The following is a 15379-nucleotide window of genomic DNA, read 5'->3' as shown; positions in this document are numbered from 1 at the left end:
CGATTATCAAGACAGGATTTTTATAAAAAGTAAATTCCTAAATTCATGAGGGTTTAAAACTTATTCTCAACCTCTGCCGCCTGAAGCATTAAATAATGCAGGTCTGTGTTTTTGACAAAAGGCTTTAGAAGCTCGCTTCCAGGACCAAACATTGCTAATTCAACATAGTCTCCCGAGTGGTCCATACTAATCCAGCCTACAGAATTTGTTTTTTGCTGCATTTCAGAATAAGCCTTGTAAGGCAGTTTTTTATAATTGTACAGGCCTTCTTCTTTGTGCAATCCGTCATAATAGCTTAGTATTGTTTTGGCTTCTTCGTCAGAAGGAGTATGCCCGTTTGCTTTTTCAATAACTTCTTTTACCTGCGAAATCGAAAAATTCGGGCTTATCTGGTTCAGTATCCATTCGTTGGTTTGTGTGTACTTTTGAATGCTGTCAAAATTATCATTGGCATTCTTTCCGTAGATAACACCCGGATTGGCATTTCCGTGGTCGGTTGTAATGATAACCAGGGTTTCTTTGTCTTTTTCGGCAAAGTCTATAGCAACCTTTACGGCTTCGTCAAAAGCAATCTGGTCATTTATCAAAGCTGCAATGTCATTGGCATGGGCAGCCCAATCCACTTTTCCACCCTCAATCTGAAGTACGAATCCGTTTTTGTGACCTTTCATACGGTCAATTGCCTTTTGGGCCATTTCGGCTAGGGTAGGAACTGTTTTCTTTAAATCGTCATTGCTATTTCTGTCTACAGAATAAGGAAGCGCATCATCAGAAAAAACGCCTAATACCGGTTTGTCATTTGAGGTATTGAACATTTCCGAACGTGTTTTGGCAATCTGATAACCTTTTGCCTCGAATGCGGCAAACATGTCTTTTTTATCTTTTCTCGTTTGTGGTGAAAAATAATTTTTACCACCGCCCATCATAATATCAAATCCTAACTCAAGATAAATTTCCGCTATATCATCCTGGCTGTTTCTGCTCTTGCTGTTGACGCAAAATCCGGCAGGAGTGGCATGGGTGATTGGAACTGTGGTGACGCATCCGGCCATTTTTCCGGTCTTTTTGAATTTTTGCCAGATAGGAAGATGTGGCTTTCCGTCGGGACCCACATTCAGCGAACCGTTATTCACACGAAAACCGCCGCCCCAGGAGGAACTGGCTGCTGCAGAATCCGTAACAATTGAACTGGCAGAAGCCGTGTCCATTAAAGCTCTTGAAACCCGATTGTCTTTATATAATTGAATCCAATTGGAACCTTTTCCATATTTTCGGTTTAGGAATAAGTCGGCCATATTAAGTGTTCCGGTACTCATTCCGTCGCTAACCAGTAAAATAATATTTTTGGCTTTTTTATTTTTATTAATCGTTTCAAAATCCAAAACATTGGCGTTGCCCTGAAAGGGATTCAAAACTGCAGTTCCGATTGTAAAAAGTGAACCGTTTTTGAAAAATTTCCTTCTATCCATGTGGTAAAATCTTTGTGAAGCCCAAAGATAATGAACAATCATTTTACAGCGATTAACTATTTGTTATTTTATCTGTGAAACTTTTGCAAAAAAAAAGCCCCAAGCAAAAGCTATGGGACCTCTCCTCAAAATATACTTAACCTAACTAATTTTTAGAAACCAGTTCGTAGCTTTTGTCAAACTCCATGACAACCTGATTTCTTATTAAATCTTCAAAATTTTCTCTTTCTCTGATTAGATGCCCTTTCCCTTCATACCATAAGACTTCGGCAGGTTTAAACCTTGAATTATAATTGGATGACATCGAAAAGCAATAGGCGCCCGCATTCCTGAAACACAGTACATCACCTTCTTTGATTTCGGCAATTCTTCGATTGTTGGCAAAGGTGTCTGTTTCGCATATATAACCAACGACAGAATAAAAGCGTTCTTTACCTTTCGGGTTGGAAATGTTTTCGATATGGTGCTGCGAACCGTAAAACATAGGTCTTATCAAATGGTTGAACCCGCTATCGATTCCGGCAAAAACAGTAGAAGTTGTTTGTTTTACTACATTTACTTTTGCGAGGAAGAAACCGGCTTCGCTAACCAGAAATTTACCGGGTTCGAATGCAAGAGTCAAATCACGGCCATATTCCTTACAGAAGGCATTAAAGCGCTTGCTTAATTTTTTGCCCAGCTCTTCAATATTGGTTTCGATATCGTCTTTCTTGTAGGGTACTTTGAAACCGCTGCCAAAATCAAGAAATTCCAGATTGCCGAAATGTTTTGCCGTATCAAAAAGTATTTCGGCTGCATACAGAAATACCTCAATATCCAGAATATCGGAACCGGTGTGCATGTGAATTCCATTGATGTTCATACCGGTGTTTTCAACAATACGCAATAGGTGAGGCATCTGATGTACCGAAATTCCAAACTTGCTGTCAATATGTCCTACAGAAATATTGGCATTTCCACCAGCCATGACATGCGGATTGATTCTGATGCATACTGGGATTGATGGATATTTTGCTCCAAAATGTTCCAGCACCGATAAGTTGTCGATATTAATCTGAACGCCAAGGTGGGCCGCTTCTTCAATTTCTTCAAAGGAAACACCATTAGGAGTGTAGATGATTTTGTCCGGCGAAAACCCGGCATGCAATCCCAACTGCACTTCCTGAATGGAAACGGTGTCCAGACCTGACCCCATTTCTTTTAGAAGTTTTAGGATTGATATGTTTGATAATGCTTTTACAGCATAATTTATACGCAGGCTTCCAACCTTTGAAAATGCATCCGTCAGTCGTGTATATTGAGACTGGATTTTTGCAGCATCATATACATACAGCGGACTTCCGAATTCTTCTGATAATTGCAGTAAATCTTTCGTTTGCATAACATTAATTCTTTATATGCAAAACTATAATCTAATTCTTTATGAGGCAAAATAATAACTAATATTAACAAAAAACAACAAATTGTTTTATTTTAAACTTTTAATGATTTGAAATAAATGTTTTTTAACGAATAAATTTAAGAATTAATCCATCTGCTTCACCCTGGTTAATCTGTAATGAGGCGGCGGTTGTAGAATAGCAACCATAATTTACTCCTTCAAGGAATATGTTTTTGTTACACGTTCCCGGAGATACATCATGGCTTTCGATAAAATAACCGTAATTGCCTGACTCAAAAACGTCCTGTTTGGAATCGTCTGTATTGTTGTTTACGACTGTGAAAGTATGGTTGGATGTATTGAAGTTCCATTGTATGGTTCCCGGCTCAAACTGATGCCTGATTCCGGCAATGGTACCATTGACTTCTATTAATTTCCATGTTCCTTGTAATGAAGTATCATTCGTATTGTCGTCATCATTATTGCAACCAGATAACAGTATCATTGCAAACAGGCTTAAGAGTTGAAGTGTTTTCATGATTATTTGTTTTGATAAGTGATTTTTTGTTTTTGATGTATAATAAAGATGTTAAAAAAATAAAAAAGTTGCTTCTGATTTGTGTTTTTAATAAAAAATATGGAATATCAAAAGTTCGTTAATAGACAAAAAAGTTATATCAAAATAGGCATGCAGGTATCAAATAAAAGAAATAATTCTTTCGCTGATTAGATGAAAATTGTATTTTTGTGGCACTTTTAAAAAGTCAAAAAACTTCAATATGGATATACACGAATACCAAGGAAAAGAAATATTAGCCAGCTACGGCGTGAAAGTTCAACGTGGTTATGTTGCCAATAATCCTCAGGAAGCTGTTGCGGTTGCAAAGCAGTTAACAGCTGAAACAGGAACGGGATGGCACGTGATTAAAGCTCAGGTTCACGCAGGTGGAAGAGGAAAAGGTGGAGGTGTGAAATTGGCTAAAAATTTACAGCAGGTAGAAGAGTTGGCAGAACAAATCATAGGAATGCAATTGATTACTCCTCAAACTTCTGCTGAGGGAAAAAAAGTACACAAGGTTTTGGTTGCTGAGGATGTTTACTATCCTGGTGAAAGCGAAACTTCAGAATTCTATATGTCAGTTTTATTGAATAGAGGTAAAGGCCGTAACATGATTATGTATTCTACTGAAGGTGGAATGGACATTGAAGAAGTTGCTGAAAAAACACCTCATTTGATTTTTACAGAAGAAATCGATCCTACTGTAGGATTGCAGGCTTTCCAGGCAAGAAGAATTGCATTTAATCTTGGGCTTTCCGGAAATGCTTTTAAAGAAATGGTTCAGTTTGTAGATTCTCTATACAAAGCTTATGTTGGTTCAGACGCTTCTATGTTTGAAATCAACCCGGTTTTAAAAACATCTGACAACAAAATTATTGCTGTTGATGCAAAAGTTAATTTAGATGACAATGCATTGTACAGACACCCGGCTTTGGCAGAAATGCGCGATATCCGTGAAGAAAATCCTATCGAGGTTGAAGCAAAAGCGGCAGGTCTTAATTATGTTGACCTTGACGGAACTGTAGGCTGTATGGTTAACGGTGCCGGTCTTGCTATGGCAACAATGGACTTGATTAAATACGCAGGTTTTGAGCCGGCTAACTTCCTTGATGTAGGAGGAACTGCTGATGCTAAACGTGTGGAATTGGCTTTCAGAATTATCCTTAAAGATCCAAACGTAAAAGCTATCCTGATTAACATTTTTGGAGGAATCGTTCGTTGTGACCGTGTTGCTCAAGGTGTTATTGATGCCTACAAAAACATGGGTGACAGCATTAATGTGCCAATCATTGTTCGTTTGCAGGGAACTAACGCAGAACTTGCTAAAGAAATGATTGACAACTCTGGAATGCCGATTTTATCTGCAGTACAATTCCAGGAAGCAGCAGACCAGGTAAAGGCTGCACTTAGCTAATAATCTATTTTCATTCAATAAAAAAATCCTAATCGAAAGATTAGGATTTTTTGTTTTATTCCAGTTGAAGCAATGCTTCATAGGGATTTCCCTGTAAGCCTAAGAGCAGTGCAAAAGCAGGTTCAGTCTTATAGCCCCGTTCTTTTAATTCGAGTATTTCTTTTCGGAATTCTTCTCCCTGCTGTTCTAAAATTTTATACTCTATGAGCATATGGCGGTAACCATATTGTTTTTCTACAGCTATAGCTTGTCCAAAAATTTCTATTTCGAAATTGCCCAGGATAAAGCTTGAGATTATCGTTTCATGACCATTGATTATGGTTTCAGAAATTTGAAACCCGGCTTTATTTCCAAAAGTATCTTTAATATAATTATGGAAAGCATTTTTGTTAGTCCAACAACAGGCAATATCCAAATCGCTTGAGGAAATATCAATAGATATTGGAATCGTTCCTACCAGTACCGGACTAAACTCTGAAAGTTTTTCAAGAACCGCATGCTGCATTAAGGTCTGATAGGCTTCCCGCTGTCTGTTATTTCCGGATTTAAGATATTCTATCGTTAGAAAATCAATCAACTTATCCTTTTTTGTTTTTACCGTTGTTGAATTTTACTTTTTCTACAGGATTGAACTTGCTTTCAACTTTTTTAGGCTTAAAGTTTTTTGCAGGAGATTTTACAATTAGTTTTTTGGGAGTTTCTTTTGGAGTAACCTTTTTGGTTGCCGACTTTAACTGCGCCTTGTTTTTATTGATTACATCCATGGCGTTGGTAGGATTTTCTTTTGTTCCGCGCAAATGAATAATCAGGCCGTTTAGAAAATTGCGTAGTACCTGATCCCCACATTCCATATAGTTTGGATGGTCATGTGCCCTGAAAAAAGCGCCTAATTCGGCTTTGGAGATTCTGAAATCTACCAATTGTAGTATGTCTACTATCTGGTCATCACGAAGCTGTAAAGCTACGCGAAGCTTTTTGAAAATATCGTTGTTGTTCATATCCTTGATTTGTTGCAAAGATAGATTATATTTTAGAAATACCCTGCCAGAGTTCCAAACTCTGAATAACCCCGCCAGGGTTTTAAACCCTGGCGGGGTAAGGTTATTTACAACAACCACAAAACAGCTTTCGCAAATCCTTCACGCCATAATTTTTCGCCATGTTGCCCGCCTTTTACAATAACGGTTTTGTCCAGCTTCAGGCAGTAACACCTGTTATGGTCCAAAAGTTTTTTTATTTTTTGGGCATCAATAACCATGTCGTCACTTTCGGAATCGCCATACAGGAAATAGATTTTAGCTTTGATTTTTTCTGATTTTTCAGTTAGGGTGTATATTTCGTCTGAAAACCAAAATGAAGGTGAGAAAACACCCGCTTTTCCAAAAACTTCCGGATATTTTAATACGGCATAATACGAAACAAGCCCTCCTAAAGAACTCCCGAAAATTACAGTATTGCTGGCATTGGTTTTAGTCCTGTAATTTTTATCAACATAGGGTTTTAATGTGTTTACAATAAAATCCAGATAATCATCAGCTTTGCCGCCACCATGTTTTTTATTTGGAAAAGGTGTGAGTTCGTCTACCCGTTTTTCGTTTCCATGTTCAATGCCAATAACAATAACCTGGGCTTTGAGGCTGTCCAATGTTTCGTCAACATTCCATTCGCCAGCAAAAGAAGTTTTGGCATCAAACAGGTTTTGCGCATCGTGCATATAGATTACAGGATATTTTTTAGTGGAAGTCAAGTAGTTCTTTGGAAGATAAACCCATATTTTCTTTTTAGATTTTAATTGGGGCGCTTCTATCTCAAGAGTGCTGACCTGTGATGAGGCCGTACTTTCCTGTGCTTTTAGATTCAGAAAAAGACAGAACAGGAAAATTGTGAATAAATATCTCAAAGGAATAATTTTAGGGATGGACAAAAAAGAATATTTTAGCTAAAAATAAGGATTTAATGAACACCTACGAACAAAAGTTAAGTCTTCTTGCCGAAATGATTGCCTTTGCTATTGTGGACGGAAAGCTCCACGATAGAGAATATCAATTTTTAAGTATTGTCGCTCAGGAACTAAAAGTCAAAAGTGAGGACTTTAAAAATCTTTTCCATGAGGAATTAAAAGCGCTTCCTATAAAATCAGAACAGCAACGAATCCAGCAATTTTACAGACTGGCTTTATTGATGCACTGTGATGGCGTATTGCATGAAAAAGAAGTAATAGCCATCAAACAGATGGGTGTAAATATGGGATTAAATCCTTTTGCTATCAAAAGAATTCTAAAAGCAATGGAGGAATCGCCAAACGGAATGATCGACCCTGAAATGTTGATTGAAATTTTTAAGGAACAGTTGAATTAGCTTATATCTTTTCCTGCAAGGCCTTTATTTCATCCCTGTATTTCGCCGCCTGCATAAAATCCAAATCTTTTGCTGCTTTTTCCATCGCTTTTCTGGCCTCACGGATTTTTTTCTCAATTTCTGGTTTTGTCAGGTATTGACTTTCCGGTTCGGCAGCTTTCATGGCCTGCTTTTCAAAATATTGGGTGGAAACGGAGTTTCGGGCTAAGGTACTGTCGATTTTCTTGTTCAGGGCTTTTGGTAACAGATTGTGTTCTTTATTGTAATTAATCTGTTTTTCCCTTCTGTAATTGGTCTGGTCAATGGTTTTTTGCATGCTGGCCGTAATCTTGTCGGCATACATAATGGCTTTTCCGTTGATATTTCTTGCCGCTCTTCCTACGGTTTGGGTGAGCGAACGTGTATTTCTTAAAAAACCTTCCTTGTCGGCATCCAAAATGGCCACTAGTGATACTTCCGGAAGGTCTAATCCTTCCCTTAGCAGGTTGACACCAATTAACACATCAAAAAGTCCTTTTCGCAAATCCTGCATGATTTCTACACGTTCCAGTGTGTCTACTTCAGAGTGAATATAACGACAACGGATGGCTACTTTGGCAAGGTATTTTGTGAGTTCCTCCGCCATTCTTTTTGTAAGCGTGGTTACCAAAACACGTTCGTCCAATTCAACGCGCTGTTGTATTTCTTCAATAAGGTCGTCAATCTGGTTCAGGCTTGGGCGTACTTCAATTATAGGGTCCAGTAATCCTGTCGGGCGAATAATCTGTTCGACATAAACACCTTCTGATTTTTCCAATTCATAATCAGCCGGAGTTGCAGATACGTAAATAACCTGATTCTGCATGGCTTCAAATTCTTCAAACTTCAGAGGACGGTTGTCCATAGCAGCAGGAAGTCGGAAGCCGTATTCCACCAGATTTTCTTTTCTGGAGCGGTCACCGCCATACATGGCGTGAACCTGTGAAACGGTAACGTGGCTTTCGTCTACCACCATAAGATAGTCTTTCGGGAAATAATCCAAAAGACAGAAAGGTCTTGTACCCGGAAGTCGGCCGTCAAGATATCTCGAATAATTTTCAATACCGGAACAATAGCCTAATTCGCGAATCATTTCGAGGTCGAAGTTGGTACGTTCTTCCAAACGTTTTGCTTCAAGGTGTTTTCCTATTTCTTTGAAATAATCTACCTGTTTTACCAAATCCTGTTGAATTTCCCAGATAGCGCCGTTCAGTACTTCGGGAGAAGTCACAAACATATTGGCCGGATAAATATTCAGATTGGTGTATTTTTCCAATACCAACGAGGTTTTTGGGTCAAAAGCTTCAATTTCTTCAATTTCATCACCAAAAAAATGTATTCTGAAAGGTTCGTCTCCATAACTTGGAAATACTTCTACCGTATCGCCCTTGATGCGGAAAGAGCCGGGATTGAATTCGGCTTCAGTTCGGGCATACAATGCCTGTACTAATTTGTGCAATAGTTTTGTTCTGGAAATTACCTGGTTTCTTTCTAAAGAAACGACATTCTTTTGGAATTCCACAGGGTTACCAATACCATACAGGCAGGAAACAGAAGAAACAACCAAAACGTCTCTGCGTCCGGAAAGCAGGGAAGAGGTAGTACTCAATCGCATTTTTTCCAATTCCTCATTAATGGAAAGGTCTTTTTCAATATAAGTACCGGTTACAGGAATAAAAGCTTCCGGTTGATAATAGTCGTAGTAAGAAACAAAATATTCTACTGCATTGTTTGGGAAAAACTGCTTGAACTCGGAATAGAGCTGGGCTGCAAGCGTCTTGTTGTGAGCCAACACAAGTGTGGGTCTTTGTACTTCCTGAATAACGTTTGCCATCGTAAACGTTTTTCCTGAACCTGTGACTCCCAATAGCGTCTGGAAGCGTTCTCCGTCCTTAATGCCCTTGCTTAATTTTTCAATGGCTTGTGGCTGGTCGCCGGTAGGTTTGTAATCAGATACGACTTGAAATTTCATGTGGGATTGAAGTTTAAGTAACAAAGTTACAAAGGAAAACAGGAAAAAAACTTTAGGAAACCTTAAAAGTTATGTCTTGATAAAAAGTATCTATTCCAACAGGTTGTTGATTTTTGCATATTGCAAAAGCATGATGGTTTTGGCATCTTTTATTTCCCCGGTTTCAATCATCTGCATGGCTTTTTCAAAAGGAATTTCAAGAACATCAATATTTTCATGCTCGGTAGAAAGCCCGCCACCTTCGCTTACTTTCATGTCTTTTGAATACTCGGCTACAAAGAAGTAGATGATTTCTGTAACGGAGCCGGGCGACATATAGGCTTGGAAAACTTTTCGAACCTGAGTAAGACTGTATCCGGTTTCTTCTTCGGTTTCACGTTTGATGCATTCTTCAGGATTTTCTTCTTCCAGAAGCCCGGCACAGGCTTCTATAACCATTCCTGTTTCATTGCCGTTTACAAAAGTAGGCATACGGAACTGGCGGATAAGGATGACTGTTTTTTGTGTTTTGTTGTAAAGAAGAATAGTAGCGCCATTACCACGGTCGTAGACTTCTCTGGATTGGGTTTCCCAACTGCCGTCTTTTTTTTGGTAATCAAAGACAATCTTTTTGAGGATGTACCAGTTGTCTGAAAGAATTTCAGAACTTTTTATTTTTATAGCCGGGTTGGTCATATCGTATGAGATTTGGTTTTAATACTTAATCAAAACATTCCATTAATAATAAATCGCCTTCTTTGTGCTCAATAGTTACTATGCCATCTTGCGCGGCATGGTTACTGCTTCCGGTTCTATAGCCCATGGTCAGGGTTTCGTCGTGTAGGAGGTAGTCGAGATTGGTTGACGTGATGCCGTGAACAGTTCCTACCGGAATAATTGAAATAGGAAACCCTTTAGGGTACCATTTTTCGTATCGTTTTGGCAATTGGAAAATTTTAGAATGGTCGTCAAGAATAACGATTTTCAACTTGTCTTGAAAACGTACAATATTGGTCATATTAGTGATGGTATGGTCGGCCCTGCGTCCGGTAGCCCATATAACATTTACGGCTTTGTGTCCTTTTTCGACCAAATAGTCGAAAGCCTTTTCCAAATCTGTTTTTTCCTGGTCGGGTGCATACACGATTTCTAACGGAAATTGCAGAGCCTTGTAATATTCGATATCCAAACCGTTGTCAAAATCGCCTAACAGCACATCGACTTTAATGCCTAATGGCAATACTCTTTCTATGGCAGAATCCAAAACAATGACTAAAGGTGACCATTCTAACAATTGCCCCATTAGTTCACTGCTGCATGAAGCTCCATTGGCAATGATTAAAGCAGGTTCCTGGTCGTCTCGGACAATATGGTGGCTTGACATTTTTTAATTATGAATTGCGAATTATGAATTACGGATAAATGATTGAAACGTAAAAATATAAAAAAGACGACCGTTTACAGTCGTCTTTTTTTATAAAATAAATTAAAAAGATTAAGCCAGTTTAGCCAATGCTTTATTTAATGTTTCGCTTGGTCTCATGGCTTTGTCGGTCAAATTAAAATCAGGCTTGTAATAACCGCCAATTTCCTGGTGTTTTCCTTGAGCGCCAATTAATTCTTCATTGATTTTAGCTTCGTTATCAGTAAGTTCTTTAGCTATTTCAGTAAAGGTTGCCTTCAATTCAGCATCTTTATTCTGAGCTGCTAAAGCTTGCGCCCAGTATAAGGCAATGTAAAAGTGCGAACCTCTGTTGTCAATCTGTCCTACTTTTCGGGCTGGCGATTTGTCATTGTCTAGGAATTTCTCTGTAGCCTGGTCTAAAGTTTCAGAAAGAACCAATGCTTTGGAGTTGTTCAGGGTTTGTCCTAAGTGTTCCAAAGAAGCTCCAAGAGCCAAAACTTCCCCAAGAGAATCCCAACGCAGGTAGCCTTCTTCGATGAATTGTTCTACGTGTTTTGGTGCAGAACCTCCGGCTCCGGTTTCAAATAAACCGCCACCATTCATCAAAGGAACGATAGAAAGCATTTTGGCTGAAGTTCCAAGTTCAAGAATAGGGAATAAGTCAGTCAGGTAATCACGCAAAACATTTCCTGTTACAGAAATTGTGTCTTTTCCGTCCTTGATTCTTTCCAAAGAAAGTTTCGTTGCTTCAACCGGATTCATAATTTTAATGTCCAATCCGTTTGTATCGTGGTCTTTTAAGTAAAGTTTTACTTTTTCGATTAACTGTCTGTCATGGGCTCTGTTTTCATCCAACCAGAAAATAGCAGGAGTGTCAGATAATCTGGCTCTGTTTACAGCCAGTTTTACCCAGTCCTGAATTGGAGCGTCTTTTACCTGGCACATTCTGAAAATATCGCCTTTTTCTACTTTTTGTTCTGTCAGGACTTCTCCTTTTGAGTTAATGACTTTTACGGTTCCATCTGCTGTCATCTGGAAAGTCTTGTCATGCGAACCATATTCTTCTGCGGCCTGTGCCATCAAACCTACGTTTGGAACGCTTCCCATTGTTCTTGGGTCGAAAGCCCCGTTTTTCTTGCAGAAGTCGATAGTAGCAACATAAACACCGGCATAAGAACGGTCCGGAATGATTGCTTTTGTATCTTGTCCTTTTCCGTCTTTGTTCCACATTTGTCCTGAAGTACGAATCATTGCCGGCATAGAAGCGTCAACGATTACGTCAGAAGGAACGTGCAGGTTGGTAATTCCTTTATCAGAATTTACCATAGCAATAGCAGGCCCGTTTTCATAAACTGCATTCAGGGCGGCTTCTATTTCTGCCTGTTTCGGATGTCCGGCAATTTTTGCATAAACATCACCCAATCCGTTTTTAGTATCGATGCCAAGTTCTGCAAACAGGTCTTTGTATTTTTCAAAAACAGGAGCAAAGAAAACATCTACGATGGCTCCGAAGATAATCGGGTCAGAAACCTTCATCATCGTTGCCTTTAAGTGTACAGAAAATAAAACACCTTTTGCTTTGGCATCTTCAATTTCTTTAGAGATAAAGCTTTTTAATGCTTTCATGCTCATTACTGAGCTATCAATAATTTCTCCGGCTTTTAGCGGAGAAGTGTCTTTTAATAATTTTGTAGTGCCGTCATTACCTACGAATTCAATTTTGAAAGTATCGGCATCCTTGATAGTTACGGATTTTTCACTTCCGTAAAAATCGCCTTCGCTCATGCTGGCTACGTGGGTTTTTGAATCTGCGCTCCAGGCACCCATAGAATGCGGGTGTTTTTTAGCATAGTTCTTTACTGCTTTTGGAGCTCTTCTGTCAGAGTTTCCTTCACGCAGAACCGGGTTTACAGCAGAACCAAGTACTTTAGCATATTTAGCCTTGATAGCTTTTTCTTCGTCTGTCTGAGGGTTTTCAGGAAATTCAGGAAGGTTATATCCTTGTGCCTGTAATTCTTTGATGGCTTCTTTCAATTGAGGAACCGAAGCTGAAATGTTAGGTAATTTGATAATGTTTGCTTCTGGTGTTGTGGCCAGTTTTCCAAGGTCGGCAAGATTATCATTGATTTTCTGTTCCGGTGTAAGAAAGTCTGAAAGGTTGGCGATGATTCTTCCGGCCAGTGAAATATCTTTGGTTTCAACAGTAATTCCTGCCGGAGCAGTGAAGGCCTTTACGATTGGTAAGAATGAGTGGGTAGCAAGCATCGGAGCTTCGTCCGTAATTGTATAAGAAATCTTAGCTTTATCTGACATTTTCGAAAAAAATTTGTTTGTTTATTCTTGTTTGTAAGGATTGCAAATATATGAAAACGATAACGAATTAAAGAATTTAGAGAAAACGAAAACGTTTGATTTAAGGAATTGGTAATTAAAAGATTGATAAATGCGAAATCAGTAAATAACTGTAAAATTTTAACGCGGATATTTTATAAGTTGGGAAATATTTTAGTGGCTTTGTGGCTTTGCGAGCAAACTATTTCACGCAAAGACGCAGAGCCGCAAATTTTATTACTATTGAATTTGTATATGGGGTAGTAACTTTTTTTTTAAAATAAAAGCAGCTATAAGATGAAACCTATAGCTGCTGGTAAGCTGTTTATAAGAAGATTTTAATAGAATAAATAATCGGCAGCGCTATTGCTGTCTTTGTTGATGGCTTTCGGGAATCCGTTTTCGTTGTATTCGTACGTATTCATAACTTCAACTACACTCGGGTCTTGAATAAGGCTGTTGCTGATGCAGTTTTTTGAGCTTCCCACATTAGTCGTAAAGCCATTAAAATGTACCGAATTGTAAAAATAATGATACAGGGATAGCTTATTATATCCGGTAACATTTTTTAAAGGATGGTTTTTATTATCGTAAGTATATCTTACAGAAGGTCTTGGCCTTCCGCCATTCAAATAGACATATTCTGAAATTTCATCGTCTTTCATCGTAAAATACCCTACAAAATCATAAGAACTTCTATAGGCTCTGGCGACAAAATTTACGGTATCCTGTCCAACATAGGTAAACTCAACAGTCAATGGGTTGTCACTTTCCTGGACGAATTTTTTTAATTTCCCATTAGGAAGGTATTCAAATTCTACCGTTTGCGTTAATGTATTGTCGGTGTCCGGATTGGTGTACCAGCTAATTTTTGAGATATTGTTTCCGTTGTAATCAAATTTTTTATTTTCCCTGACGCTTCTGGCTTCCAGTAATTTTTTGCCGTCATATTTATAAAGCGTTTCGTAGCTTGTGCCATTGCTTTGAGTGATGGTCTTTTTTAAGAGCACATCGGCTGTGGTATCATGCGGTTGCGATGAGTCGTCGTTCGAGCATGAAAGAAGTATGGCAAGACAAAATAGTAAAGCTATTTTTTTCATAATGTCTGATTTTAGGAAAGTTGCATGCAATAGGTAAAGGTATGATTTTTTATTTCATATTGTATCTTAAAAATTGGGCATAAAAAAATCCCGAAGTAATTCGGGATTTTTTTATAACTAAAAGACGTTAGATTATCTTCTCTTGTCTTTAATTTTAGCTTTTTTACCTGTAAGTTCTCTGAAGTAGAAAATTCTTGCTCTACGAACTTTACCGGTTTTGTTGATTTCAATTTTCTGTAAAGCAGGCATATTCACAGGGAAGATACGCTCAACTCCAACAGAACCAGACATTTTACGGATTGTAAAAGTTTCAGTCGTTCCAGAACCTCTTCTTTGGATTACAACTCCTTTGAAGAACTGAGTTCTTGTTTTTTCACCTTCTTTAATTTCGTAGTAAACTGTGATTGTGTCACCAGCTCCGAATTCAGGAAAATCTTTTTTTGTTACAAATTCGTCTTTAACGAATTTCATCAAATCTGCCATTTTGTTTGATTTAAATATTTGATTATCAGAGCAACATTCACGATTATCGCCAGAGGTTGGTCCAAAGTGGGTGCAAAGATAGGAAAAGTTATGAATTATGAAATATGAATGGGAAATTTTTTTATGAAAAATATGAATGAATGAAGAAGGAAATAGTAAATGTAAGTCTGCAGATAGCAGTTTTAAGTTTGCAGATTACATAATTTCAAGCATTAAAAAGCCACTCCTTGTAATTCGGGTGGTTTGTATTGAAGTTATTTTTTTAATATTCAATAAATTATCATTATCTTTGAAGGATTATTAACCCGGATTTACCGAAAGCTACTTTCAAAGCGAAACTTTCTAAACCTCTAAAGATTTTCTTTCAAACTAACTTTTTGCAAGTTCATAAAGAAAATCTTATGGTTATCTCAAAAAACATTTATCTCGCGGATGATGACTGGGATGATGTCGAATTTTTCAAGGATGCGCTAAATGAAATAACTTTTGGCTTCCATCTTACGATTTCCAGCAACGGACAGGAGCTTCTGGATAAGCTTCATAACAGCTGTCTGCTTCCTGATATAATCTTTATCGACCTAAACATGCCTATCATGGACGGTTTTGAAGCCTTATCCCTGATAAAAACGGATGAAGTCTTAAATTCAATACCTACGGTAATATATTCTACAAGTTCAAACATGAACCACATTACAAAAGCCTATGAACTGGGAGCAAGCTCCTATTTCAAGAAGCCTTCCGATTTCAAATCATTAAAAAATGAGCTTGAAAAGGTTTTGTTAATTGACTGGAAAAATTTTATACAATCTATAGAATAGGTTAGCCATTAAAAAGCCACTTCAACAGGGGTAAAATTTAATTCTGCTTTTACGGTTGGTTGCTAGTCGTCTGCCTTCAGAAATCTAAAATC

The 15379-nt window shown here is 38.1% G+C and carries 15 protein-coding genes; 3 read left to right on the top strand and 12 right to left on the bottom strand.

Translation table 11 applies throughout. The features are described 5' to 3' along the window. Nucleotides 1-53: 53 nt before the first annotated feature. The 3 genes from BGO88_RS04580 to BGO88_RS04570 form a co-directional block, all read right to left on the bottom strand. Entirely contained in the window at nucleotides 54-1469 is a 1416-nt protein-coding gene (locus BGO88_RS04580) for an alkaline phosphatase (protein WP_286706096.1), read from the bottom strand. A 145-nt stretch (nucleotides 1470-1614) separates the two neighbouring features. Next, entirely contained in the window at nucleotides 1615-2850 is a 1236-nt protein-coding gene (gene lysA, locus BGO88_RS04575; RefSeq protein WP_056070430.1) for a diaminopimelate decarboxylase, read from the bottom strand. A gap of 124 nt (nucleotides 2851-2974) precedes the next feature. Continuing rightward, complete coding sequence (locus tag BGO88_RS04570; RefSeq protein ID WP_286706095.1) at nucleotides 2975-3388, bottom strand: hypothetical protein; 414 nt, start codon at nucleotides 3386-3388, stop codon at nucleotides 2975-2977. A gap of 241 nt (nucleotides 3389-3629) precedes the next feature. Here BGO88_RS04570 and sucC point away from each other — a divergent pair, with 241 nt between their 5' ends. Beyond that, nucleotides 3630-4823, top strand: a complete 1194-nt coding sequence (gene sucC, locus BGO88_RS04565) for an ADP-forming succinate--CoA ligase subunit beta (protein WP_056070435.1) — start codon at nucleotides 3630-3632, stop codon at nucleotides 4821-4823. A 55-nt stretch (nucleotides 4824-4878) separates the two neighbouring features. Here sucC and BGO88_RS04560 read toward each other — a convergent pair whose 3' ends face one another. The 3 genes from BGO88_RS04560 to BGO88_RS04550 all read right to left on the bottom strand — a co-directional run bounded on the left by BGO88_RS04560 (nucleotide 4879) and on the right by BGO88_RS04550 (nucleotide 6723). Next, the gene (locus BGO88_RS04560) at nucleotides 4879-5400 is read right to left on the bottom strand and encodes a DUF4269 domain-containing protein (RefSeq protein ID WP_286706094.1); all 522 of its coding nucleotides are present in this window, start codon (nucleotides 5398-5400) and stop codon (nucleotides 4879-4881) included. Between the two features lies 1 nt (nucleotide 5401). Then, nucleotides 5402-5821 (bottom strand): DUF1456 family protein, encoded by a 420-nt coding sequence (locus BGO88_RS04555; RefSeq protein WP_286706093.1) that lies wholly within the window; start codon nucleotides 5819-5821, stop codon nucleotides 5402-5404. Nucleotides 5822-5928: 107 nt separating this feature from the next. After that, nucleotides 5929-6723 carry an alpha/beta hydrolase gene (locus BGO88_RS04550; RefSeq protein ID WP_286706092.1) on the bottom strand — a complete coding sequence of 265 codons (795 nt, stop codon included), beginning with the start codon at nucleotides 6721-6723 and terminating at the stop codon, nucleotides 5929-5931. A gap of 56 nt (nucleotides 6724-6779) precedes the next feature. Between BGO88_RS04550 and BGO88_RS04545 the strand changes: the two genes are divergently transcribed. After that, nucleotides 6780-7181: a TerB family tellurite resistance protein gene (locus BGO88_RS04545; protein ID WP_056070445.1), complete on the top strand. Its 402-nt coding sequence runs from the start codon at nucleotides 6780-6782 to the stop codon at nucleotides 7179-7181. 1 nt (nucleotide 7182) lies between these two features. Here the strand turns inward: BGO88_RS04545 and uvrB are convergent, their stop codons facing one another. From uvrB to rplS, 6 genes are all read right to left on the bottom strand, one after another. After that, nucleotides 7183-9171, bottom strand: a complete 1989-nt coding sequence (uvrB, locus tag BGO88_RS04540; protein ID WP_286706091.1) for an excinuclease ABC subunit UvrB — start codon at nucleotides 9169-9171, stop codon at nucleotides 7183-7185. Between the two features lie 90 nt (nucleotides 9172-9261). After that, on the bottom strand, nucleotides 9262-9846 hold the full coding sequence (nudK, locus tag BGO88_RS04535) for a GDP-mannose pyrophosphatase NudK (protein WP_056070450.1): 585 nt from the start codon (nucleotides 9844-9846) through the stop codon (nucleotides 9262-9264). Nucleotides 9847-9871: 25 nt separating this feature from the next. After that, a complete protein-coding gene (locus tag BGO88_RS04530) occupies nucleotides 9872-10534 on the bottom strand; it encodes a thiamine diphosphokinase (protein WP_056070452.1) in 663 nt (220 codons plus the stop codon). A gap of 111 nt (nucleotides 10535-10645) precedes the next feature. Next, nucleotides 10646-12868 carry an NADP-dependent isocitrate dehydrogenase gene (locus BGO88_RS04525; RefSeq protein WP_286706090.1) on the bottom strand — a complete coding sequence of 741 codons (2223 nt, stop codon included), beginning with the start codon at nucleotides 12866-12868 and terminating at the stop codon, nucleotides 10646-10648. 356 nt (nucleotides 12869-13224) lie between these two features. After that, complete coding sequence (locus tag BGO88_RS04520; RefSeq protein ID WP_056070458.1) at nucleotides 13225-13986, bottom strand: hypothetical protein; 762 nt, start codon at nucleotides 13984-13986, stop codon at nucleotides 13225-13227. Nucleotides 13987-14118: 132 nt separating this feature from the next. After that, on the bottom strand, nucleotides 14119-14469 hold the full coding sequence (gene rplS / locus BGO88_RS04515) for a 50S ribosomal protein L19 (protein WP_056070461.1): 351 nt from the start codon (nucleotides 14467-14469) through the stop codon (nucleotides 14119-14121). Nucleotides 14470-14870: 401 nt separating this feature from the next. On the opposite strand from rplS, the gene BGO88_RS04510 reads away from it, so the two are divergent. Beyond that, nucleotides 14871-15287: a response regulator gene (locus BGO88_RS04510; protein ID WP_286706089.1), complete on the top strand. Its 417-nt coding sequence runs from the start codon at nucleotides 14871-14873 to the stop codon at nucleotides 15285-15287. Nucleotides 15288-15379 lie beyond the last annotated feature (92 nt).

This window comes from Flavobacterium sp. 38-13, from assembly GCF_001899155.1.
In the GTDB taxonomy this organism is placed as follows: domain Bacteria; phylum Bacteroidota; class Bacteroidia; order Flavobacteriales; family Flavobacteriaceae; genus Flavobacterium; species Flavobacterium lindanitolerans.
Note: the sequence above shows the minus strand (reverse complement) of the source record. Positions and strands in the feature narration are given on the sequence as shown.